The organism is Sphingomonas sp. OK281 (genome assembly GCF_900115295.1).
Lineage (GTDB): Bacteria > Pseudomonadota > Alphaproteobacteria > Sphingomonadales > Sphingomonadaceae > Sphingomonas.
This window is the reverse complement of record NZ_FOVZ01000001.1, coordinates 1,119,833-1,143,718: the sequence shown is the minus strand read 5'-3', so window position 1 is coordinate 1,143,718 and position 23,886 is coordinate 1,119,833. Positions and strand designations below refer to the sequence as shown.

General features: G+C 66.7%; 16 protein-coding genes. 6 read left to right on the top strand and 10 right to left on the bottom strand.

Annotation, left to right across the window (positions count from 1 at the left end; all coding sequences use genetic code 11):
* Nucleotides 1-40 precede the first annotated feature (40 nt).
* Genes BM244_RS05150 through BM244_RS05140 form a run of 3 tightly spaced genes read right to left on the bottom strand, consistent with a single transcriptional unit; the run spans nt 41 to nt 4,544 of the window.
* On the bottom strand, nt 41-1,549 hold the full coding sequence (locus BM244_RS05150) for a tryptophan halogenase family protein (RefSeq protein WP_093397786.1): 1,509 nt from the start codon (nt 1,547-1,549) through the stop codon (nt 41-43).
* Complete coding sequence (locus BM244_RS05145; RefSeq protein ID WP_093397785.1) at nt 1,546-3,018, bottom strand: tryptophan 7-halogenase; 1,473 nt, start codon at nt 3,016-3,018, stop codon at nt 1,546-1,548. The genes BM244_RS05150 and BM244_RS05145 overlap by 4 nt, the downstream gene beginning before the upstream one ends.
* On the bottom strand, nt 3,015-4,544 hold the full coding sequence (locus tag BM244_RS05140) for a tryptophan halogenase family protein (protein WP_368086051.1): 1,530 nt from the start codon (nt 4,542-4,544) through the stop codon (nt 3,015-3,017). The genes BM244_RS05145 and BM244_RS05140 overlap by 4 nt, the downstream gene beginning before the upstream one ends.
* A gap of 337 nt (nt 4,545-4,881) precedes the next feature.
* On the opposite strand from BM244_RS05140, the gene BM244_RS05135 reads away from it, so the two are divergent.
* On the top strand, nt 4,882-8,181 hold the full coding sequence (locus BM244_RS05135; protein WP_254784311.1) for a TonB-dependent receptor: 3,300 nt from the start codon (nt 4,882-4,884) through the stop codon (nt 8,179-8,181).
* A gap of 37 nt (nt 8,182-8,218) precedes the next feature.
* Nucleotides 8,219-9,235: a cupin-like domain-containing protein gene (locus BM244_RS05130; protein WP_093397780.1), complete on the top strand. Its 1,017-nt coding sequence runs from the start codon at nt 8,219-8,221 to the stop codon at nt 9,233-9,235.
* Here the strand turns inward: BM244_RS05130 and BM244_RS05125 are convergent.
* From BM244_RS05125 to BM244_RS05105, 5 genes are all read right to left on the bottom strand, one after another.
* Complete coding sequence (locus tag BM244_RS05125; RefSeq protein WP_254784270.1) at nt 9,232-11,049, bottom strand: glycoside hydrolase family 9 protein; 1,818 nt, start codon at nt 11,047-11,049, stop codon at nt 9,232-9,234. The two genes, BM244_RS05130 and BM244_RS05125, sit on opposite strands and share 4 nt — an antisense overlap.
* Nucleotides 11,046-13,574, bottom strand: coding sequence for a glycoside hydrolase family 3 protein (locus tag BM244_RS05120; protein ID WP_093398139.1), 2,529 nt, complete (start codon nt 13,572-13,574; stop codon nt 11,046-11,048). The genes BM244_RS05125 and BM244_RS05120 overlap by 4 nt, the downstream gene beginning before the upstream one ends.
* Before the next feature lie 87 nt (nt 13,575-13,661).
* Nucleotides 13,662-14,756: an SGNH/GDSL hydrolase family protein gene (locus tag BM244_RS05115; protein ID WP_093397778.1), complete on the bottom strand. Its 1,095-nt coding sequence runs from the start codon at nt 14,754-14,756 to the stop codon at nt 13,662-13,664.
* The gene (locus BM244_RS05110) at nt 14,753-15,760 is read right to left on the bottom strand and encodes a glycosyl hydrolase (RefSeq protein WP_254784310.1); all 1,008 of its coding nucleotides are present in this window, start codon (nt 15,758-15,760) and stop codon (nt 14,753-14,755) included. The genes BM244_RS05115 and BM244_RS05110 overlap by 4 nt, the downstream gene beginning before the upstream one ends.
* Nucleotides 15,760-17,118, bottom strand: a complete 1,359-nt coding sequence (locus tag BM244_RS05105; protein WP_217649079.1) for a glycoside hydrolase 5 family protein — start codon at nt 17,116-17,118, stop codon at nt 15,760-15,762. Before BM244_RS05105 ends, BM244_RS05110 begins: the two co-directional genes overlap by 1 nt.
* Before the next feature lie 202 nt (nt 17,119-17,320).
* Here BM244_RS05105 and BM244_RS05100 point away from each other — a divergent pair, with 202 nt between their 5' ends.
* The 4 genes from BM244_RS05100 to BM244_RS05085 all read left to right on the top strand — a co-directional run bounded on the left by BM244_RS05100 (nt 17,321) and on the right by BM244_RS05085 (nt 21,411).
* On the top strand, nt 17,321-17,623 hold the full coding sequence (locus BM244_RS05100; protein WP_368086050.1) for a PadR family transcriptional regulator: 303 nt from the start codon (nt 17,321-17,323) through the stop codon (nt 17,621-17,623).
* Entirely contained in the window at nt 17,620-18,267 is a 648-nt protein-coding gene (locus BM244_RS05095) for a hypothetical protein (protein ID WP_093397775.1), read from the top strand. Before BM244_RS05100 ends, BM244_RS05095 begins: the two co-directional genes overlap by 4 nt.
* A gap of 268 nt (nt 18,268-18,535) precedes the next feature.
* A complete protein-coding gene (locus BM244_RS05090) occupies nt 18,536-20,926 on the top strand; it encodes a TonB-dependent receptor (protein ID WP_093397773.1) in 2,391 nt (796 codons plus the stop codon).
* Nucleotides 20,927-21,057: 131 nt separating this feature from the next.
* On the top strand, nt 21,058-21,411 hold the full coding sequence (locus tag BM244_RS05085; RefSeq protein WP_093397772.1) for a lysozyme inhibitor LprI family protein: 354 nt from the start codon (nt 21,058-21,060) through the stop codon (nt 21,409-21,411).
* Between the two features lie 45 nt (nt 21,412-21,456).
* Here the strand turns inward: BM244_RS05085 and BM244_RS05080 are convergent, their stop codons facing one another.
* Together BM244_RS05080 and BM244_RS05075 are read right to left on the bottom strand one after the other, a co-directional pair.
* On the bottom strand, nt 21,457-23,028 hold the full coding sequence (locus BM244_RS05080) for an alkaline phosphatase D family protein (protein ID WP_254784269.1): 1,572 nt from the start codon (nt 23,026-23,028) through the stop codon (nt 21,457-21,459).
* 10 nt (nt 23,029-23,038) lie between these two features.
* Nucleotides 23,039-23,827 carry an acid phosphatase gene (locus BM244_RS05075; protein ID WP_093397770.1) on the bottom strand — a complete coding sequence of 263 codons (789 nt, stop codon included), beginning with the start codon at nt 23,825-23,827 and terminating at the stop codon, nt 23,039-23,041.
* Nucleotides 23,828-23,886: the final 59 nt, after the last annotated feature.

The following is a 23,886-nucleotide window of genomic DNA, read 5'->3' as shown; positions in this document are numbered from 1 at the left end:
GAAAGCACGCGGCGAGGAAAAAGCCAAATGATTTGGCAAATCACATCGTGCGGGGGGACGACGCGGAGTTGGCGATGAACTCGGCATGGCTCGGCAACGCCTGCACATCGCGCAACGTCGTAGCGCGGATCTGGCGGACGGCGTCGGCGACGCGGTCCGCATCGAGCGCATCGACGATCGGATCATAGCCGACCGGGATCACGTTCTGGCCGAGCAACACCTGCACCCAGCTGGAAATCCCGAACAGTTCGTCGTCGTAGCGGAAGATGCGGCCCTTCTCCCGGAACAGCGCGATCTTTCGCGTCAGGCTGTCGGGGATCGGCATCGTCCGGACGTGCCGCCAGAACGGGGAATCGTCGCGGCGGGTGGCGTGATAGTGCAGGATGATGAAGTCGCGCACCGACGTGTAGGCGTCACCCATCAGGCGGTTATATTCGTCGCGTTCGACGTCGGAGAAGCCGCGGTCGGGGAACAACGCGAACAGTTTCGAGATGCCGGTCTGGATCAGGTGGATGCTGGTCGATTCAAGCGGTTCGAGGAACCCGCCGGCGAGGCCGAGCGCGACGACGTTGCCCTCCCACATCTTTGCGCGACGCCCCGCCTTGAACCGCAATTGGCGTGGTTCGGCGGTCGGTTTCGAATCGAGATTGGCCAGCAGGACCGACGTCGCCTCGTCGTCCGAGAGATGCGCGCTGGAATAGACATGGCCGTTGCCGGTGCGATGCTGGAGCGGGATGCGCCATTGCCAGCCGGCGGTGCGCGCCGTCGCCCGCGTGTAGGGCAATAGCGGTGCGGTCGGTTCGGTCGGCACCGCGACCGCGCGGTCGCAGGGCAGCCAGTGCGACCAGTCCTCGAACGGCACGCCCATCGTCTCGCCGAGCAACAGGCTGCGAAACCCCGAGCAGTCGATGAACAGGTCGCCATCGACCGATCGGCCATCGTCGAGACGGACGGCGTGGACATGACCGGTGTCGGCATCGCGATCGGTGCCGGTGATCCGCCCTTCGATCCGGGTGACCCCGCCAGCTTCGGCACGGCGGCGGAGGAACGCGGCGTAGAGTCCCGCGTCGAAATGATAGGCGTAGGCGAGGGGTTGCTGGCCGTTGGGCTGGCCGAACTTGTGCAGATAGGCGGCGACCGCGGAGGGGGCGTACGCGTCGAGCGCGCCGATACCGGGACGATCGCGCAGTTTCAGCCAGAGCTGATGGAAGGCGAGCCCCTGGATGTCGCGGCCGTGTCCACCGAAAGCGTGCATGTAGCGATCGTGACCTGTATCCCAGCCGACGAATTCGATGCCAAGTTTGAAGGTTGCACCGGTCGCACGGAGGAAGTCGCGTTCGTCGATCCCGAGCAGCGCGTTGAAGCCCAGGATCGGCGGGATCGTCGCCTCACCGACGCCTACCGTGCCGATCGCATCGGATTCGATCAGGACGACCTGGCGCTGGCCGTCGTCGAGATAGCGCGCGGCGGCGGCGGCGGCCATCCAGCCGGCGGTCCCCCCGCCGACGATGACGACCTTGCGAATCGGCCCACGGTTCGGATCGGTCATCGGGCACGCTCCAGTTGCGCGAGATAATGGGGGTAGGGGGGCAGCCGCGCCGGCAATGCCGCCGTCGCGTCGGCAAGCCGCTTCAAGGTCGCCGCGACCGTCTCGGGCGGATGGGCCGATGCGATCGGATCGGGTACGCGCGGGATCACGCCAAGGCCCAGCAGCAGCCCGTGCCAGTCGTCCGTGTCGAAGCTCTCGTCCTCGTAGAACGGCAGGCGTCCGCGGTGCGCGAATTGCTCGAGCGTATGCGCGAGGCCGTCGGGGCGGGGCAGGCGGGATGCCCTCTTCCAGAACGGCCCACGCGTGCGCCCGGTCGGCAGATAGTGGGCGGCCTGGTAGTCGCGGACCCGCGAGGCCTGGCGAACGCTCTGCGCGTTATATTCGGCGAGTTCGGTCGGTGCGCAGTCGCAGCCCGGCAGCAGGTCGATCGCGCGCAGGATGGCGGCGTGCGCGAGGTGCAGGTTCGCATCGGCGAGCGGATCGAGCACGACCGCGGCGTCGCCCAACGCGAGCACGTTGTGCCGCCACGGTTCGCGACGGGCACCCGGCGCGAGCGCGACGATCGTCTCGCCGGCGGGCAGGATCCGCCGCGCGCTCGACTCCGACGTCTGATCGGACGCAAACGCCAGGCCGACCATGGTCCGGTCGCGCAGCGGGCTGGCAAATCGCCAGCCGGCGGGCACCGCGACCAGGTCATCGGTCGGTGTCGGCAACTGCACCGGCGCCGTGCCGAGCAGCAGCTGATCGACCGGCAGCCCAGTCCGCCAATCCTCCCACTGCACATCCAGCGCCGATCGCAACGACGCGGCAGGGCCCGAGCAGTCGAGATACAGATCGGCGACGATCCGGCGCCCGTCGGCTAGGCGGAGTGCGGCGACGCGGCCATCGACGGTGCGCTCCACATCGGCAAAGACGCCGGGGGTGGGAACGATGCCGATATGCCGGGCAAGCGCGCGCAACAGGTCGCGGTAGCGGGGAGGATCGAGCCGCAGAGCATAGTCGAAGCCCGAGACGGGCGAGGTCGCGTCGTCGGACGGATGGACGAATTTGTCCCCCGCGGCGAGCACCGTGGCCACGGAGAAGGCATCGAACCCGGCGACCTTGCCGCCCCGTCGCGCGTTCAGCCAATGCTGGTGAAACGCACCGGGCGCGATCGCACCGCCACGCTCCCCGTGAGCCAGCACGAACGGCGCCCCGTCGGCAGTCCAGTCCGACAACCGCGTACCGATCCGGTGCGTCGTGCTTGCCGCCAGCAGGTCGCGCTCGCGCAGTCCGATCCGATCGTGAAACTCGGCGATCGAGGATAATGTGCCGGGGAGGCGGTCGGTCAGCGCCGCGGGATCATCGGGCGTCTCGACCAGCGTTACCGACAACCCTGGCAACGCACGCGCGAACGCGATCGCCGCGGACAGGCCGACGATCCCGGCACCCAGCACGGCGATGCTGGCGACAGGTGCGCGGCTGGTCACGCGGCGATCGTCGCGTTGCGGCGCGCGATGAACGCGGCATGGTCGGGCATCGCGCCGGCGGTCGAGGCGACAGTGTCGCGCAAGCTGGCGAGCGCGCGATCAAGACCGTCGAGGCCCGGTCGATCCGCGCGCTGGTCCCACGCCTGCGGGATGATCCCCTGGCCGAGATACACCGCGATCCAGCTCGGTTCGAGGAACAGCCCCTCGCTATACCGGGTCACGCGACCGGCGCGGCGGAACAGTTCCATCTTGTCGGCGAGCGTCGTGGGGATGTCCATCGTCCGGACATGGTTCCAGAAGTCCGAATCGTCGCGGGTGGTGGCGTGATAATGCAGGATCAGGAAATCGCGGATCCGGTCATACTCCATGTCGACCATCCGGTTGAACTCGGTCCGGTCGGTCGCTGCGATACCCTGCGATCCTGCGCGTTGCGGGAACAGCTCGATCAACTGGGTGATCGCCATCTGCGCGAGGTAGATGCTGGTCGATTCGAGCGGTTCGAGGAATCCCGACGCGAGGCCGATCGCGACGACGTTGCCGACCCAGCTGTTGCGGCAGCGACCGGCACGAAACTTGAGGAAGCGCGGGTCGGCGAGCGGCGTGCCCTCGACCGACGCGACGAGCGCCTCGGCGGCAGCCTGATCCGTTATGTGCGCGCTGGAATAGACATAGCCATTGCCGACGCGGTGCTGCAACGGGATGCGCCATTGCCACCCGGCCGGTTTCGCCGTCGCCCGCGTATAGGGTTCGATGGGGCCGTCCGGCGACGTGCACGGCATCGCGACGGCGCGGTCGCAGGGCAGCCATTTCGACCAGTCTTCCCACGGTTCGGCCATGGCGTCGCCGAGCAACAGGCTGCGGAAGCCGGAGCAGTCGACGAACAGATCGCCCTCGACGGTCTCGCCCGAGTCCAGACGTAGCGCACGAACATCGCCACTAACGGCGTCCTGCTCGACCCGGACGATCCGCGCCTCGGTCCGGCGCGCGCCGTGCGCTTCGGCGAAGCGGCGGAGATAGGGGCCGAACAACGTCGCATCGAACTGATAGGCATAGCCGAAGCTCGCGGCGAGATCGTCGGGCGCGCCGTCGGGAATGGCGAAGCGATGCCGCCGGGCAGCGGCGACCGCGACCGAATAGTCGCCGATCGGGCCGGCCCGTCCCTCGGCCGCGAGCCGGAGCCAGTAATGGTGGAAGCCGACATCGTCGAGCGGCCGACCGAACGTGCCGAAGGGATGGATATAGCTGTCGCCGATCGCGCCGAAATCGCGGAAGTCGATGCCCAGCTTGAACGTCGCGTGCGTCGCCCGCATGAAGTCGGCTTCGTCGAGCCCCAGCCGCTCCACGAACGCGCGGATATGCGGCAGGGTCGCCTCGCCGACGCCAACGATGCCGATCTCCGCCGACTCGATCAGGTGGACGGAGCAGGCGGACGGCAACAGGCGCACCAAAGCGGCGGCGGTCATCCACCCCGCCGTGCCGCCACCGACCACCACGACCCGTGTTGGCGCGTGCTCCATCTTCGCCATCATCCTCTCATTACACCATTTTATGGCCCTTACGTCGGTAGGACCGTTTCGAGCCTGTTACACTTTAGCAACACATCGGCAACGTCTGACACATCTGTATATCAAATTGTCTTATTCGACTTGTGGTCTCAAAAATAGCTGCCTAACACCTTGGCAAGGCGAACGAAGGACGTTCGTCGATCTGGGGAAGCGCGATTAGATCGTCTGCTCGAAGAGCGGCGGCGATAGCGCTAAGGATGCTTAGGGGTTTATCATGGCTGGTGTTGCATCATCGCGGGCGATAGCTCGCGCGTCGCGTCTTATTGGCGCAAGCGTTTCGGTTATCGCAATCGCCGTGATGGCGCCCTCGGCGTTCGCGCAGGTCGCCGATCCCGCTGCGGCCGATCCGCAGGCAGTGCCGGCCCCGGCCGGTTCGGGCGTCGCAAGCACGACGTCGGGTGCGACCAGCCTCGACGCCGCCACCGCAGGGACCGCACCCGGCTCGGCGAGCAACACGACCGGCACGTCGGGCGCATCGCAGGACGCCGGCAACCCGACCCCCGATCCCGAGCGTGAAGAGATCGTCGTCACCGGCATCCGCCAGAGCCTGGCCAACGCGCAGAACATCAAGCGTAACTCCGACACGGTCGTCGACGCGATCACCGCGGAAGACATCGGCGCACTGCCCGATCGCTCGGTCAACGAAGCATTGCAGCGCGTTCCCGGCGTGTCGATCAGCCGCTTTGCCGCCCCCAACGACTCCGCGCATTACTCCGCACAGGGTTCGGGCGTCGTGATCCGCGGCCTCAGCTATGTCCGCGGCGAGTTCAACGGCCGTGACGCGTTTGCGGCAGGCGGCGGTCGCGAGATCGGTTTCAACGATATCCCGGCGGAAATCGTCGGCTCGGTCGAAGTGTTCAAGAACCTCACCGCCGACCTGGTCGAGGGCGGCATTGCCGGCACCGTCAACATCAACACGCGCAAGCCGTTCGATTCGAAGAAGGACCTGTTGTTCCTCTCGGCCGGCATGAACCTCGGCGACCTCGAGAAGCGTGGCGCACCGCAGTTCGTCGGGCTCGTCTCGAAGCAGTTCGACCTGGGCGGAGCAGGCCGGTTCGGCATTCTCGCCAGCGGCACCTACCAGAAGCTGTACAGCCGTTCGGACTCGGTGTTCATCTCGTCGATGCTGCCGCGCTACAACGACGACAAGAACGGTAACGGCGTCCAGGATGCCGGCGAAGGCCGCGTGCTGAATGCGGGCACGCCGTACCAGTCGACGTTGTTCGATTCCTTCCCGCTGCCGGCCGGCCGCAACGTGGTGTACGCACCGCTGGGTGCCGGTTCGCGGACCCAGGACTTCGATCGCACGCGCGTCGGCTATTCGGGCGCCGCGCAGTACGAGACCGCCTCGGGCAATCTCCTGGTCACCGCACAGTTCGTACGTGCCGAATCGACCGAGGACTGGCTCGAGCACACGGTCGAACCGAACGTGTACTACGGCGACGCCAACACGGTGTTCCCGGTCGGCGGGTCGGACTTCACCTATGACGACGATGGCGTCTTCACGAGCGGCACGCTCGGCAAGCGCAGCGGCGCCGTGCAGGGCAATGGCCCGAACGGGTACGGCGTCCTGTCGCAATTCTCGCCCAACGGCGTGTTCACGACCGAATCCAACCGTCACTTCTTCTCGAAGTCGATCTCGCAGGATCAGTCGCTCAACATCAAGTTCGAGCCGATCGATCGCCTTCACCTGAACTTCGACGGCCAATATGCGACCTCGAAGGTCAAGGTGCGCGACGACATCCTCGATACCGCGACCTTCAGCCAGACGTCGATCGACCTGCGCGGCAAGATCCCGCAGATCACCTCGATCACGCCGGGCTTCGACACGACGAGCTATTTCGCCAACCCGAACTCGATCTATTTCCGCGATGCCTTCAACGGTCGCCAGGATAACGACGGCCACGAATGGGCCTTCCGCGGCGATGCCCAGTTCGACGTCAGCGACAACGCGTTCCTGCGCAACGTCCGGGTCGGCGGTCGCTATGCGGACCGCAAGCAGCTGGTGCGGTCGGCCGACTACAACAACTGGGGCTATCTGTCGGAGACCTGGGCGGCAAACGGCCCGGTTAGCTATGCGGCGCTCGGTCAGGACCAGCAGACGCTGCACAGCTTCTCGAACTTCTTCCGCGGCCAGACCAACATGCCGCCGAGCGCGACGTTCGTCGCGGACGATATCCTGCGCGATCACGACGCGTTCACCGACCTTTTGCGCAAGATCACCGCATTGGGTGGCGGGGGCTACACCGCGCTGGAAGACCGCAAGAATCCCGATGGCACCCCGGTCACCGACGGCGCGTATCTGAACGGCGAATTCTTCCGCAACCGCGAGCGCACGATGGCTGCCTACGCCCGCGCGGATTTTGGTGTCGAGGATTTCGGCAACGGCATGAGCCTGACGGGCAACATCGGCGTGCGCTTCGTCCGCACGAAGGATGATTCGACCGGCTCGCTCACCTATCCGACGCCCACGAGCATCTTCGATCCGTCCAGCCTCGGGCTCAACCCGGCCGGTGTCGCGTACTCGAAGGATGTCGGCGGTTTCTGCCAGTCGCAGCGCGACAAGCCGCCAGCATCGGGAACGATCAACGCGATCTGCACCGTGTCCGCAGCGCAGCAGGCGGCGATCATCGCTTATGCGAACGGAGGCTCGACGCCCGATATCGCCAAGCAGAAGTTCAATTTCTGGCTGCCTAGCGCGAACGTGAAGCTTCAGGTCACGCCGACCTTGCTGTTCCGCGCAGCCGGATCGAAGGCGATCTCACGGCCGAACTTCGGCGATCTGCGAAACTTCGTCGGCGTCGGCGTCTCGTCCGGCAACACGGCGGGCAACTACCAGTTCTCGGCGTCGTCGCAGAACCCGTTCCTGCGCCCGGTCGAGGCCACCCAGTTCGACCTGACCAGCGAGTGGTATTTCTCGAAGGTGGGCTCGCTGACCGCGACGCTGTTCCAGAAGACGTTGTCGAACATCATCGTCGACAATTTCGGCTATACGCGGACGCTGACCAACAACGGCCAGACGTTCGACGTGCAGGTCAACGGCCCCGCCAACGTCAAGGGCAAGTCGCGGATCAAGGGCGCCGAACTCGCATACCAGCAGACCTTCGACTTCCTGCCCGGTGTGCTCAGCGGCCTCGGCATGCAGGCGAACTACACCTATGTGAAGGCCGGCAAGATCCCCAACCCGGTGCCCGCCAATGGCTCGGCCGACGGCAGTCGTCCGCCGCAGGACGTCGCCGGTCTCTACGACAACTTGCCGTTGCAGGGCCTGTCGAAGCATACCGTCAACGTCGCCGGCTTCTACGACAAGGGTCCGTTCTATGCGCGTGTCGCGTATAGCTGGCGCTCGAAGTTCCTGCTGACCAACCGCGATTGCTGCTTCCCGTATCTGCCGGTCTACGCGTTGCCTACCGGCCAGCTCGACGCATCGGCGTTCGTGACGGTGAACGAGCACTTCAAGCTGGGCGTGACCGCGTCGAACCTGCTCGACGAGACGACCAGGACCAACTTCCTGCTGAACGGCGCGGGGCTCGAAGCACCACGCAGCTTCTTCAAGAACGACCGGTCGTACACGCTGTCGGCGCGCATGACCTTCTGAGGTAGCGGGATCCGGGGCCAGGGATTACACGCACGCGATGAGCGAGATCCCTGGCTTGCCGGTTGCCGAAACCGGCGCGATCGACGCGGTCCGGTTCGAAGCCGAGATCGCGCATGGCTACCGTCCCGTGGTCATGCGCGGGCTTGCGGCGGACTGGCCGGCGGTGCGGGCGGCGCAGCGATCCGATCGCGCGATCGGCGATCATATCGTGTCGTTCGATGGCGGACGATCGGCCGACGTCATGGTCGCACAGAGCGACGTGCGCGGGCGGTTTTTCTATGACGACGACCTGAGCGGGTTCAATTTCGAGCGTGCCAAGGCGCCGATCCCGACACTGGTGGACCAGCTCATCGCGCTGCAGGGGGTGACGGGTGCGCCTGCCATCTATGCCGGCGCTGCCGCGGCGGGCGAGTTCCTGCCGGGCTGGGCCGAGGCGAACGTCCTGCCGTTGCCGACTCCCGATGCGGTGCCGCGGGTGTGGATCGGCAACGACAGCCGCGTCTCGACGCATTACGACGTATCCAGCAATGTCGCGGTCGTGGTCGCGGGGCGGCGACGGTTTTGCCTGTTTCCGCCCGAGCAGGGGCCGAACCTGTATGTCGGGCCGCTCGACGTGACGATCGCCGGCCAGCCGGTCAGCCTGGTCGATCTCGAGGCGCCCGACCTGCAGCGTTACCCCCGGTTCGCCGAGGCGCGCGCGCAGATGCAGGTGACCGTGCTGGAGCCGGGCGATGCGATCTTCATACCGTCGATGTGGTGGCACGACGTGAAGGCGCTCGGGCGGTTCAACGTGCTCGTCAATTACTGGTGGGGACAGGCGGGCGCGGCGTCGCCGTTCCCCGCGCTGATCCACGCGATCCTCGCGATCCGCGACCTGCCGGCGGGTGAGCGCGCGGCGGTGCGGGGGTGGTTCGATCAATACGTGTTCGGAGACGCGGCGCAGGACGCGGCCGCGCATCTGCCCGAAGCGATGCGCGGCGTACTCGGAAGCCCGTCGCCGGAGCGGACCGACGCGATCCGCGGATACCTCGCGCGGACGCTGGAACGGCTCTAGCGCCCTCGCGTCGCGTCGAGGAAGGCCGCGGTCCAGACCAGCGGCGCGTTCCAGTTTATGGCGACTTCGTTGACGGTGAACGCGCGATAGTCGTCGATCCAGCAGGTTTGCGGCGCGCATCCCTTCATCGGGCCGGGTTCGTTCGCCGCCGCGGAGTTGGGGCCGCCCGATAGTACGCCGGTAGGGGGTGCCGGGTAGCGCTTGTCCGCCGCGGCGGCCCAGAAGCGGTGGTGCGGGTGCTGCATCGGGCGCGTGCCGATACCGGTGACGTAGGATCGGTCGAGCGGATTGCGGCCGAGGATATAGTCGAGGCTCGCCACGACCGCATCGCGGTAGGCGGGCTTGCGGTCGATCTGCCACGCGACGCCAAGCACGATCGCGCGGTTGAGGATCGAGCTGTTCGATCCCCAGGGATAGTTGGTGCCGCCAAAGGGTATGCCGTAGCCGATGCGCTTGCCTTCGGCGACGAAGCCGTCCGCGAGCGCGGTGATCCGGCTGCGGAGTTTAGCGCGATCGTCCGTGGGCAGCGCGTCGGGCACGGTCGCCAGCGTCAGTGCGCCCGCCAGCCTGAGCGAGCCCCAGCCGATATCCGCGCCGGGATCGGTGAAGATCCCGTCCTTGCGCAGGCGATCGAGGAAAACCGGTTCGCTCGTGGTCGCGTAGAGTTGCGCGGCGGCGAAGGTGAATTCGTCGCGGACGTCCGGGTCGCCGTAGCCGCCACTGCCGGTGAAGTCCGAACTCGTGAGCAGGTTCGGATGGCGAAGGGCCGCGGCCCAACCGCGTCGCGCCGCGGTGAGGCATTTGGTGGCGAAGGCCGGGTCGATCGTTCGCCAGACCCGCGCGCACTGTGCTGCGACACCGACCATGTTGAGCGTTGCCGCGGTCGAGGGCGGGTAGAGGAATCGGCGTTCGTGATCGTCGGCAGGCGCTGTCGGGAGGCCGGTCCAGTTCTCGTCGGCGATCTTGGTGTGGACCAGGCCACTTGCGTCGATCGTCTCGAACCGGGTGATAGCCTTGCCTGCCACGCCAGCGTCCGGGGCGATGGCGAACTTGGTGCCATCGGGAATCTGCATCGCAAGCAGGAATGCGACTTCGACGCGGGCTTCGTCGAGCAGGTCGTCCTTGCCGTTGGCGCGTTCGGGCAGCGCGAGGCGGCCATCGGCGAAGGCGTTGGCGTCACCGAAGGCGGCCAGGCGCTCGTGGAGATCGAGCAACGTCCAGGTCGAGACCCCGCCGTTGACGACGTATTTGCCTTGGTCGCCCGCATCATACCAGCCGCCGGTCGCATCGATCTTGTAGCTGCACCCGGGCCATTTGACGCCCTTCTGATCGCGGCCGGCGAAGCAGGTGGCGACGTCGGGCGTATGGCCGGCGGGGCGGGCCAGATCCTTGCGTTCGACGAACGCGGGAAGAATCGGGACGCCGCTGCGCTGCTGGTAGAAGAACGCCATCGCCGCGGTCGCGATCGGCGCGAACGGGCGATCGGCGATCGCGAAGGGGTGGCTCGCGGTCGCGCCGACATGCAGGCGATAGCCGGTGCCGGGCGTCCGGACCGTGCCGAAGTCGATCCGGTGGACGCTTTCGCCCGAGGCCGCGTCGGCACCGACCGGTATCGTCTGGCCCGACGCGACGGTCTTGCCGTTCGCATCGGTGAGCGTCCACGCGAGTGGCTGGGCCTGCGTCGATGGCAGGACGGCGATCTTGGGACCGCGCGTCTCGAATCCCGCCTGGTCGATCCTGATCGGCGCGGGCGGGGCTTGCGTGGCGGCCGTCGTCAGCAGGACAGCCGCCGCACCGAGCAGAAGCCGGCTCAATCGCCGCACTTCGTCATCGGGACCGGCGCGGAGTCGATCTTCACGTCGGAGATCGACAGGCCGAGCTTGCCGTCGGTCGCTATCACGAACGGCGCGGTGACGTGCGCCATGTCGATGCCGCGCTTGGCGAAGCACTGCAGCGGGACGATGACCTGCTGCCAGTCGCCCGGCTTGCCGGCGGCCAGCGTCCTGGTGATCGGCACCGTGATCGCCTTGCCGTCGTTGCTGACCATGCCGAGACCGACTGGTGCGCTGCCGACGCGGTCGACGCGGACGTCGACGACCAGGCTGAGTTCGCCGTTGCTCTCGCGCGTCAGGTCGAGCGGGCCCGACGCCTCGACCCGCGTTTCGGCGGGGCCGCCGGTCCAGACGAACGCGCGCGCGTCTTCCTGGCGGCGGCGGTCGACCGCGGAGGCGGTGAGACGCTTGGTCGCGGTCGTCGCGTTGACGCCGAGCAGGCGCACCTTCGACTGGCCCTGCTCGACCAGCGCGAGCGACCAACCCTCGGGAACGCGGCCCTTGCCGAAGATCGTGCCGTTCGACGATGCCGCCATGCCGGCAGGGCGGGTTTCGTCGAGCTTCGGCACGCTGCCCGGCTTGGCGTAGCTGAGCCCGTAGCCAAACGCGAACAGCGGGTCGTAGCCGGGGTCGGAGCGGTTCAGGACATACTGGTCGGGACGCTTGGGCCAGGAAAAGCTCAATTTGCCGCGGAAGTCGTTGGCGACGCTGCCGTCCTTCTTGCGGAACAGCACGTCCGCCACGCCGCCGCCTTCGCTGCCCGGCAGGAACGCCGCGACGAACGCATCGGAGGCGTTGAGTTCGGCATTCACCCAGAGCGGCCGACCCGACAGGAACACCGCGACGACCGGAACGCCCGCCGCCTTCAATTTCCGCAGGAGGTCGAGGTCGGACTTGTCCTCGGGGCTGAATTCGAGGTTCGGGCGGTCGCCCTTGAACTCGGCATAGGGCTGTTCGCCGAACACGACGATCGCCGCGTCGGGCTTCTTGGCGAAGCTGCCGTCCGCCGACAGCGTCGCGGTGCCGCCGGCGTCCTTGACCGCGGTGCTGATCCCCGACCAGATCGTCTCGGCGTTGGGGAAGTTCGCGTTGGTGGTGCCGCCGCCCTGCCAGGTTAGCGACCAGCCGCCGGCCTGTTGCGGGATGTTGTCCGCGCCGCCGCCCGCGACGAGGATGTTGGCCGAGGGCTTCAACGGGAGCAGGCCGCCCTCGTTCTTGAGCAGAACCATCGATTCCCGTGCCGCGCGGCGGGCGATCGCGCGGTGGTCGGCGGCACCGATCAGGTTCATCTTGCCGGCGAGCGCGCGCGACGACGGGCGACCGCGATCGAACGTGCCTGCACGGATCTTTACGCGGAGAATACGGCGGACCGCGTCGTCGAGGCGCGCGGCAGGGATCTCGCCCGATTGCGCCTGCTTCAGCGTGTTGGCGTAGAGCGTCTTCCAACCGCTGCCCGAATACATGAACATGTCGAGGCCGGCGTTGATTGCCGCGGCGCAACTCTCGTTCGAGCAGCCGTCGACCTGCCCGTGGCCGTTCCAGTCGCCGACCACGAAGCCGTCGAAGTGGAGGCGATCCTTGAGCACGCCGGTCAGCAGGCTCTTGTTGCCGTGCATCTTGGCGCCGTTCCAGCTCGAGAAGCTGGCCATCACCGACTGCGTGCCGGCCTCGATCGCGGCGGGGTAGCCGCCGAGATGGATGTCGCGCAGCACGGTTTCTGGAATGCGGGCGTCGCCCTGGTCGCGCCCGCCGGTGCCGCCATCGCCGAGGAAGTGCTTGGTGGTCGCGATGACGCGGTCGGGTGCGAGGAACTCCTTGGTGCCGACCTTGCCCTGGACGCCTTCGATCACCGCGCCGGCGTAATCCGCCTGGATCTGTGGCTCCTCGGAATAGCTCTCATAGGTGCGGCCCCAACGATCGTCGCGGACGACCGCGAGCGTGGGTGCGAAGGTCCAGTCGATACCGGCGGCGGCGGTCTCGATCGCGGTGACGTGGCCGATCTCACGCATCAGGTCGCGGTCGCGCGCTGCGCCGAGGCCGATATTATGTGGGAATAGGGTGGCGCCGGGGATGTTGTTGTTGCCGTGGACCGCGTCGGTGCCCCAGATCACGGGGATCGCGGGGCGGCCGTCGCTCCGCACCATCGAAGCGTCGTAGAAGTCGTCGGCGAGTTTCAGCCACTCGACCGGCGGCGCGAGGTCGTTGCCGTGCGGGCCGGCATTGCCGCCGTTGAGGATCGAGCCAAGCTTGTAGGTGCGCAGGTCGGAGGGCTCGATGCTGGCGATGTCGACCTGGATCAGCTGGCCGATCTTGTCCTCCACGGACATGCGTTTCATGATCGCGTCGATCCGCGCCTCGACCTTCGGATCGCGCAACGGACGCGCATTGGCGGTCGGCCAGATTTCCGGATGCGCGACGGCGGATAGCGGCGGGGTCGGTACCGCTACCGGCGTGGCGGCCGATTGCAGCAGAAGCGCGATCGTGAAGGTCGAAAAACTCGCAGACATCATACTCTCCCCGGTCGGTACGCGATCGTGATCCGTACCTTTGCCCCTCTGCTACCGGGTGCCGGCAACAATATGCAAATCATTTGGTTATTTGTGCGTCCAGATCTCTGGATGCGCGTCGATATAGGTAGATAACGCTGTCCTGATCCGGGCATCGTCAGCCGTCGAAGGGTGCGCGTGGCAGCCGGTGAAGGCAAGCCCGGTGACAGGCACGAAAGCGACGTCTCGCTGACCCTCGGCCTTTAGGCGTGCGGCGACCTTGCCGACTTCGGATGCGATCTCGCCGTCGGCCATGTCGGTTGCCCACAGGAGTACATGCGCGTGCGGATTTTGTGCGCGCAGGCGTTTGACGAAATCGACATAGTGCTGCTCGTAATCGGCATGCAGCGCATCGCGCGTCTTCCACGGTTCGCCGGGGTGGAGCGGCGTGGTGAAGTCGTTGGTGCCTAGCGCGATGACGAACAGGCGGGGACGCCAGGCCGGGTCGGCGTAGCGCGTGGCCTTGTCGAACAGCGTGAAGGGATAGGCCACAGGCACGGTATCGGCAGCCATGCCGTCGTAATTGCGGACGATGCCGCGGCCGGAGATCGCGTTGACCTGGTAATCCGCGCCGTAGCGGCGGGCGGTCAGCGCGGGCATGGCTTGTGAAGCGTCGGTTGTCGCCCAGACTTCGTCCTGCGTGCAGTCGCGTTTGGTCGAGATGTTGCCGTAGCCGACGGTGTGGGAATCGCCGATGAACTCGATTTGGCGCGTGCGGGCGGGGGCGGGCAGGGCGCGTGTTTCGGGGCCGGCGTAGAAGCCGCCGAAGACGGTCGGTGCGGCCTGACTTTCGCTGGCGACGTCGACGCGGATGGTATGGCGGCCGTTCGCGAGACCGGCGACGCGGTAGAGACCGGACTTCGGCTTGACGAGTTTGGCGACGGGGGCACCATCGACGGAAACGCGGAGGATCACGTCGCCCGCGCCGATCTTCATAAGTGCGCTCGGGCCGCGGAACGCTGCCTCGAAATACGTGCCCGGCCACTGGCGCGTATAGCCTTCAGCGGTCCGCGCGACGCGACCGCCGACGTGGGTGGGGAGCACGGCACCGGCTTTCCCGGTCGTCGGGGTCACCGTCGGCGGGGCGGCGATGGCCGACGTCGACAGCAATGTCGCGGCGAACAGCCCCAGGATCGTCTTCATGCCTTCACCTTCAGCGCTGCGGGGAGTTCATCCTTGGTCACGTAGCGCTTCGACGCGAAGTCGCGGCGCAACTGGTCGGGCGTGTTCTGGTCGGCGCCGGTGAGCCAGCGCGTGTGCCACGTCATGAACCAGAGCCAGTCGGCGTTAGGGCCGAGGAGCGCCGGATCGGGGACCGGACCGTTCTCGTGCAGGCAGATCGGCAGCGTGTCGGCGACGATCGCCTTCACCTGCGCGAACATGGGCGCGAGGTTGCCGTGGTCGTTCGCGTAGATGTCCGCGCCGGCGACGTCGACCGTCGCACGGCCCGGATACCAGGCGGGATCGACGTTCTGCCCGGCCCAGCCGAGTACCCAGATCAGGTTGTTAAGGCCGTGGACGCGTGTGAACTGGTCGTACATCAGCGCCCACAGCGCCTTGAACGCGTCGGGGCCGTGCTTGCCCCACCAGAACCAGTCGCCACTGAATTCGTGGAAAGGGCGCCACAACACCGCGACGCCGCGGTCTTGCAGGACCTTCAGCAGGCGCGCGACCTCGGTCATGTCGCGCATCATCGCGACGTTCTGCGGCGTGCCGGATTTGAGCGCGGCGGCGACGTCGATATCCTTCTTCGAGTTCTCGTAGCCGGTGCCGATGTCGGGGGCGCCCCAATGCCAGCACAGCGTGACGATACCGCCGGACCGCGCCCAGGCGGTTGCCCGGTCGTTTACCGCGTCGTTGTCGCGCGGGTCGATATAGTCGAGGCCGAGGATCGCGGGCAGCTTGCCGGTAACGCGCTGAAGATAGTCGAGTTCGCCGTTCGGGTTCGGCTGGGCGGAACCCTGTTCCTGCTGGCCGGTCAGCGTCTTTCGACCGTACTGGCTCCACAGATATGCGTAGAGTTTTCGTGCGGCCGGTGACGCCTTCGGGTTACTGAGCGTATGGTTCGGGACCGCCGCCAGCGCGGGCACGCCGTGCAGCAGGCCCAGCGCGGCCGTCATCCCCAGCGTTTCGCGTCGGCTGAGCATCACAGGGCTGCCATCGCCGATGCGTGCGCGCGGATCACCGCTTGCGTCGCGGTGTCGCTGTCGAACACGCCGTACCAGCCCTGCGGTTCGTGCGGCGGATCGCCCATGTAGCTGAGGTCGCCGCGCTGGAACCGGTGATCGGCATGCGGCGTCCGCGCCTCGCCGTTCCACGCCCAGAAGTTCGAGCCTGCGAGCGGTCCGCCGGCCTTCGCATTGGTTTCGATCGCGGCGTAGATCTGGCGGTAGAAGCGATCCTTGTAGACCGTCGTGATGGTCGGGTCATAGGCGGTCTTGCCGTCGCGCGGGTAGCCGAACTCCTCGATCACCAGCGGCTTGCCTAGCGTGGTCGCGAGCCGGATATGCGCGTCGATATAGTCGGCGACCTTGGCTGCGCCCGCGTCGTAGGTGCCGGCGAGATCGCCCGCGTCCATCCACGTCCAGTTGTTCGGCCAGATGTGCGTGGTCAAATAGTCGATCGACGTCGAGCGATGCGCGGCGAGCACGACGTCCTCGCGCTCGATCGAGCCCTTCAGGCCTTCGGAGCCGGTCGAGACGAGATGGTTCGGATCGAGCGTCTTGATGTAGCGCGCGGTCTCGTCGATCCACCGATAGAAGGCGGGCAGGTTGGGAACGGCGACCTTGTCGCCGCCCGCCGGACGCGGTTCGTTCGCGAGCTGCCATGCCATGATCGTCGGGTCGGCGGCATAGGCCACACCCGTCACGCTGTTGGTGCGCGAGACGACGGCGCGGATATAGTCGCGGTACATCGCCTGCGCCTGGCCGTTGGTGTAGAACGCCGCGTTCCAGTCGGCGAACTCGGGCCACGGGTGCGCGGGGTCGTTCATGTTGATGAACCTGCCGCCGTTGACCCACGACAGATACGTCATCATCCCGCCCGACCATTCCCAGAAGTTGGTCAGGTAGATGACGCCGGTCATGTCGCGCTTCGCCAGCTCGGCGAGCGTCCAGTCGAGGCCCTTGAGCAGATCCTCGTTGTAGGTCGCGCTCTTGTCGCGGAAGCCGGGCGTGATCGAGTTCTTGAGCGGCGACAATTCGGCCGAGCCGAGGATGCGCAGGTTGCGCACGCCGAGCGCCTTCAGCCGGTCGAGCTCGCGCCCGAGGCGGGCACGGTTGCCGTATGCGGTCTCCGCGCCGAGCCATGCACCGTACCAGATGTTCGCGCCGGCATAGCGATACGGCTTGCCGTTGCGTTCGAAGCCGTGGCCCGCGACAGTGACGAACGACGAAGCCGGCTGTGCGCTACCAAGCCCGCCGGTCGCGAGATGCCCCGCATTCGTGCAGCCGGCCACGAGTGCCACCCCCGCGAGCAACGCCGCGCGCCTGTCGATTACCGCCAATGCCAACTCCCCTGTAACGCCCGTGTTTCAGAACCGGTCGCGATCGTTCCGTATCGGATCGACCTTTAGGATTGCGCTCCGCCCGGCGCTACCGCGGAATGTAACGAACGGATTAATTCGGTGAATCCGATGGCGACCGAAGTTCGCCCGTCGCATCGGCCAAGCGGCTTGACTGCTAAATCTACATATGTTGGATAGACATATGGCTCGTGATCGTCGACCCTCGAAACAGATGCTGGCGCTATTGGCGACGATGTCCGACCGTCCCGGACACTGGCGGCACGGGTATGAGCTCATGAAGGAGACCGGCGTCTCGTCCGGTACGCTCTACCCGTTGCTCCTGCGCATGACCGAGCAAGGATTGCTGGCCGCCGAATGGCGCGAACCGGTGCAGGCGGGGCGGCCTCCGCGTCATGCCTACCGGCTGACGGTCGCCGGTATCTCACTCGCGCGAAGCGTTGCCGAGAGCCATTCCGGATGCTCCGCGGGAATGGTCCGGATATGATCGCGACGCTCTCCCGGTGCGTGATGGCGCTTGCGATCGCCGGTCTGGGTGATCGTAATCGCGAATGGGGGCTTGCGATGCAGGGCGAATTCGAGGCTTCGATCGACGACGGCAGGCCGTTGTTCTTTGCGTTCGGGTGCCTGCTGGGAGCGTGGCGCATGCGATTGGCCGACCCGGACGGACGCTTTGCCCTGGCGAGCTACGCGCTCGCGGTCGGCCTGATCCTGCCGCTGGCGTCGGTGCTGGGCGTCGGCGCGATCGTCGGCTTTCCGTATCTCGATTTCGCGCAGGACAATGTCGTCGGTATTCTGGCCGTAAACGGTGCGCCGACGACGCTTCTCGACGACGGCAACCGGGCCGCCGCGTCGTCGCTGTCGATGGTAGTATTACTACTGGCGGGCACCAGCGTTCTGATCGCGTGGGCAATACTCGATCGCAATTGGGTCCGCGTTGCAGCGGTCGAGCGGTTGACGATGGCGGCGACACTGACGCTGTTGATGTTCATCGCGCTGCTCCGCTTCGACGAAACCCGCATGATTTTGCCAATTCTGGGTTTCGTGGTCCAGCACGTCGTGGTCCTGATGCTGATGCAATGGCATTGGCGGCTGGACCGGGACACCGCGAGCTCGCATCTTCAAGACTAGCCATACTCGGTTCGTTCGACACTGTTGATCCTGTTAGCCCGCAAAAGGTAGCAAACCCATGCAGTCGCCCAAGAGTATGCGTCAGGATACTCGATGGGCACCTCGCATTACTTTCGCAGCATGCTTGTTGTCTTGGTCGGCGGCGGGAATATCGCAGTCCGGAATGCCGTCGGGCGTACCGGTCAAGGCCGATCCAGATCCATTACAAGACCAGCCCGATGCGTCGAATTCCCGCCCGGATATCGTGATTGTCGGCAGGCGAGGGCAGGTGGATACGGCGATCCAGCCGCTGGCGACGCTCGACGCAGGGGCGATAAGCGCCACCGGGGCGACCTCGATCGACGAGCTGCTGCGGACGATCCGCGGCGTGACGCAGTCGGGCGACGGGCAGGAGCCGATCTTCCTGCTCAATGCGCAACGCGTGTCGGGATACCAGGAGATCGGTAACCTGCCGCCGGAAGCGATCGAGAAGGTCGAGGTGTTTCCGGAGCCGGTCGCGCTGCAATACGGCTATCCGCCGACCCGGCGGATCGTGAACTTCATCACCAAGCGCCGGTTTCGCCAGCTATCCTTGAAGCAGGCCGCCGGGACGTCGACACGGGGTGGTGCCGGCAACGCGAACGCGCATGTCGATTACACGCGTCTGCGGGGAGACGGCCGTCTCACGTTGTCGCTGGACGCGCGACATACCGATGCGCTGTTGCAGACGCGGCGTCGCGTCCTGCCCGATCCGGACGTGCCGTTCGATGCACGCGGGAATGTCACAGGGACGCTGGCCGGGGGCGAAATCGATCCCGCCTTGTCGGCACTGGCTGGTCAGTTCGTGACGATCGTCCCTGTGCCGAACGGGCCTCTACCCATTGGCATGGTCGGACTCGGCGGCTTCGTGGCGGACGCAAATCGGCCGCGGCTGTTCGACCTGTCGCCGCTGCATACCCTCGCGCCATCGAACGATACTTTCCACGGCGAGGCGGTGATCGCCAACCGGATCGGACGGAGGCTGTCGGGTTCGTTGACGCTGACCGCGGACCATAGTCGCGAGCGAACCGTGTTCGGGCCCGCGAGCACGACCTTGCTTATTTCCGGCGACAACCCGTATTCGCCGTTCGGCCGCGATTTTCTGCTCCAGCGCTACCTCGTCGAGGCGCCACCACTCAGCCAGCGCACCGATATCACCACGCTGCACGCCGGCAGCGTGGTGCGTGGCGCATGGCGGGGGTGGCAATGGGACTGGACCGGCACGCTCGACACGCAGCACAGGAACGGCATCGTCGCCAAGGCGATCGACATGACGGCGGCCAATGCGGCGATCGCCGGAGGTGCCGACCCGTTTCGGCCGCTCGATCCCGCGCTCCTCGCCAAGCGGCTGGTCGACCACACTGTTCAATCAACCTACGGCGCCGGCACCAAATTCGTCGCGACCAACCGCCCGCTGCGCCTACCGGCCGGTCGCGTCACGCTGACGGCCACGTTCGAAGGCGAGCAGATCGGCACGGACAGCAGGACGCGCGGTGCCAACCCGTCCGCGATCGCCTTCGATCGCAGCCGCGTCGAGGGGGCGGTCGCGCTCGACCTGCCGATCGCGTCGCGGCGCGAGGACGTACTGCCATGGGTCGGCGAACTGTCGGCCAATGCCTCCGCCACGGTCCGTCACGTAGGCGGTTTCGGTAACCTGTCGGACTCGACGCTGGGCGCGAACTGGGCGCCGTTCGCGGGTCTCCAGCTGCTGGCGCAACTCAAGCGGTCGGCGGTTGCGCCGACGCTCGACCAGCTCGCCGCACCGCAGATCTCGGCGCCCCAGATTCCGCTGTTCGATTTCGCGACCGGTCGTTCGACGCTGGTCACGCTGTTTCTGGGAGGCAATCCCGCGCTGTCGGCCGAGCGTCGCCGGACGCGGTCGATCGGGGCGACCGTGAAGCCCTTCGCCAAGAGCGAGCTGCGTATCGGCGCCACGTACGAGGCAACTGACATACGCGACGGCATTCAGACCATCTTCGCGATCACCCCGGCCGCGCAGGCAGCGCTGCCCGAACTGTTCGTGCGCGACGGCACCGGCGCGCTGGCGTCGGTGGCATTCCGCCCAATCAATGTCTTCCGGGAGCGGCAACGGACGCTGAACATCACGCTTGCCGCCAGCGGGCAGATCGGGCGCGCCAAGCCACCGACGACACCGGACGGACGCCCGCCCGATCGCCCGACCTTCTATGGCGGCATCGGCCCCACGGTCCGCTTCGCCGACCGGCTCGAGCTCAGGCCGGGCGCACCGACGCTGGATCTGCTGGACGGCGATACGTTGTCGGGTGGCACCGCGCAGCGACTTGCCGGCTATGGCTATGGGGGGCTGAGCTATCTGGGCAATGGCGGCACATTCGACTTCTACTGCACCGGCGGAGCAACCGTCCGGGGAAGTGTCGCCGCATCGACACTCACATTCGCACCGCTATGCAAGATCAACCTCACCGGCTCGCTGAGCATCCACCATTTCCTGCCCCGCCGGGACTGGACCCGGCATCTCGGCCTTAAGATAGAAATCGCCAACGTAACCGGGGCGCGCCAAAGGGTGCGCGACGCGACCGGCCTCGTTCCTTACCGGTACCAGCCGGATTTGCTCGATCCGGTCGGACGCGCCGTCGTGCTTTCGCTTCGCAAGCTGTTTTGATGTCGTCGCGAGCGGGGGCACGGACAGTAAAACACCAATAGAATCATAGTCATGCGACCAGATCGGGGATCGAGGCGTTCGGGCAGAACCGAATTCACGCTGTTGCGTTGGGTCGGTGAAGGAGACGCAGAATGCTGATTTTCGCCCTCGCCCTCGCGATTGCAGGCTCACCCGAACTCGATCGGTGTCTCAACACGGGGGACGCGGCGCAGGGTATAACCCCGGCAATGGCGGCGTGTTTCGGCGCGGACTATCGACGCGCCGACACGCGACTGAACGCGACCTATTCTGCCAAGATGAAGCGCCTGCCCGTCAGTCGCCAAGCGGCGCTGCGTGCGTCGCAGCGCGCCTGGATCAAGCAGCGCGACCGCGCCTGTCCGATCGAGACGGGGGACGGTGTCGGCACGATAGAGCGGCTGAATCATCCGGCCTGTCTCACCAAACAGACCGATCGCCGCACCACATGGCTGATGCGCTATCGGTGACCCTCGCCGCGTCGAAGATCTACGGCGCGGCCCGAGGTACGGCGCTTACGTCATCGTTACGGCGGCGCGGCCGTGCTCGATGATCGCGGTACCCGACGTCTTTACCGGGGCGTCGGGACGCCCGACCGTATCGACGGTGCGGAAATCGGTCTTCCACTCGTCGGCATTGACCTCGCAGAGCAGGTAGCCGCGGCGGTCATTGGTCCAGGCGAGGAATGGGTTGCGTGCGCGGATGCGGTCTCCCCCGACCCGGCGATCCGCGCCATCGCCACCCGAGGTAATCGACGTACCGACGAACTCGACGGCGACGGCCTCTCCCTGGCCGGCCTGGGTACGCAATACGCCGGCATAGTTCTGATGCTCGTCGCCGGTCAGCACGACGGTATTGCCGAGCCCCTCGACCATTTTCAGCACGCGTTCGCGCGGGGCGTCGTAACCGCCCCAGCTGTCCATGTTGCGGATCGGCGCGGGCTCGTCGCCGGTACGCCGGTCGAGCGGCATCATCATCACCTGTTGCGCCAACGCGTTCCAGCGCGCTTTCTTCTGTTTGAGGGCGGTGGCGAGCCATGCCTCCTGTGCCTGTCCCATGACCTGCGCTGCCGGGTCCGCCCACCCCTTGCAACGCGTCTTGAATCCGTCGTCGCAGGGCTGGTCGGTGCGGAACTGCCGGGTGTCGAGCAGGTGCAGGTCGAGCAGGTTGCCGATCGTCGCGCGACGATAGATCTGCATCCCGGCGGGGCCCGGAAACGCGGACCGGCGCAGCGGCATGTGCTCGTAATAAGCCTGAAAGGCCGCGGCTCGGCGGAGTGCGAACACCTCGGGCGGATCATTCTCCTGGTCGATCTCGCCGACCCAGTTGTTCTCGACCTCGTGATCGTCGAACGTCACGAACCACGCCGCCGCGGCATGTGCGGCCTGAAGGTCCGGGTCGGTCTTGTACTGGGCGTAGCGGCGGCGATAATCGGCGAGGTCGAACAGCTTCTGCCCGGCATGTTCCCGGACGAAGCGGCGCGGCTTGCCGTCATAGCCGACCGGCATCGGTGCGCTGCGGCCTTCGTAGATATAGTCGCCGTAATGGAAGACGAAGGCGGGATCGTCGGCCGCGAGGTGACGATAGGCGGTGTAGAGACCGTCCTCGTAATTCTGGCAGCCGGCGACCGCGAAGCGCAGCCGGTCGAGTGGCGCGCCGGCGAGCGGCAGCGTGCGGGCGCATCCCGTGGTAGAGCGCTCGCTGCCGACCGTGAAGCGATACCAATAGGGGCGATCCGGCAGCAGGCCGGCGACCTCGACATGGACCGAGTGGGCGAGCTCGGGACGCGCCAGCGCCTTGCCGCCGGCGACCAGCGTTGCAAAACGTGCGTCGGTCGCGACCTGCCAATCGACCTCGACCGGCTGCATCGGCATGCCGCCATGCTCGGCGAGCGGATCGGGCGCGAGCCGCGTCCAGATGACGAAGCCGTCCGCGGCCGGATCGCCCGCCGCGATGCCGAGGCGAAACGGGTAGGCGGCGAACAGCTGTTGCGCGCGCAGGATCGCGGGCGCGCCGATCATCGCCGCGGTGGCGCCGATCATCGTGCGGCGGTTGAGGAGCAGGCGCGAGCCGGTCGTGTCGGTCATGGGTGTCTCGTCAGTAAAGGGGTTGGGCGACGAGTGCCGCTTCGCGTGTGCAGAGTGCCGTGTCGGGCTTCGCCGCGGCACCAGCCTGTCGGAGTGCCGCGATCTCCTGCCTGGCCGCGGCGAGATCGGCGGTGAAGGCAGGGTTGCCCTGCATCGCGGTCAGCGTCGATGACGCCGACAATCGTCCAGTTTCGACGGCGCTGGCATTATGGACGCCGCAGACGACCCGGCTTTCGCCAAATGCACGACCGCGTGCAAGCAGGGCGGTCGCGCGATCGGGGGCGATCTCCGCCAATATGGTCGCGACCGTCCAGCCCGCGGTCGTATGGCCCGACGGATAGTCATAGCTGTCCGCCACCTCTGCCGCGGGCTGACAGATCGGGCCCCGGTCGATCAGGAACGGGCGTTGACGCTTGTAGAAGGTTTTGGCGATGCCGGTCTGGCGCGCCGTGTCGAACCCGGCGCGACGGATCAGCGCTGCTGTCCGCGGCGCGGCCTCGGGCGTGAGCGTCATCCCCAAGGCGCAACTGAAGTCACGGAACAGATCGGCGGGCGCGAGCTTCACGTCGTTGGTCGCCATCGCCCAGCGGGGACTGCCCTGCAACGCACGCGTCGCCTTGAAGATCGCCCGGTCGGCAAGCCCGCGGGGGTCGGTGGGCTTAGGGGCAGGCGGCAGGACGGCCAGCACGTCGAACGCGCCCGGCTCGAGATACCCTGCCGGCCCGAATGCCTGCTGGGCGCCGGCAACCGCGCCAAGGCTCGCCAGCGTGGCGGCGATGAGAAGCGACAAACGCGTCATGGAGTGGAAGTCCTGCCTTGGATCACGGCGAACCGCGCGCCGATCGAACGCCGATCGAA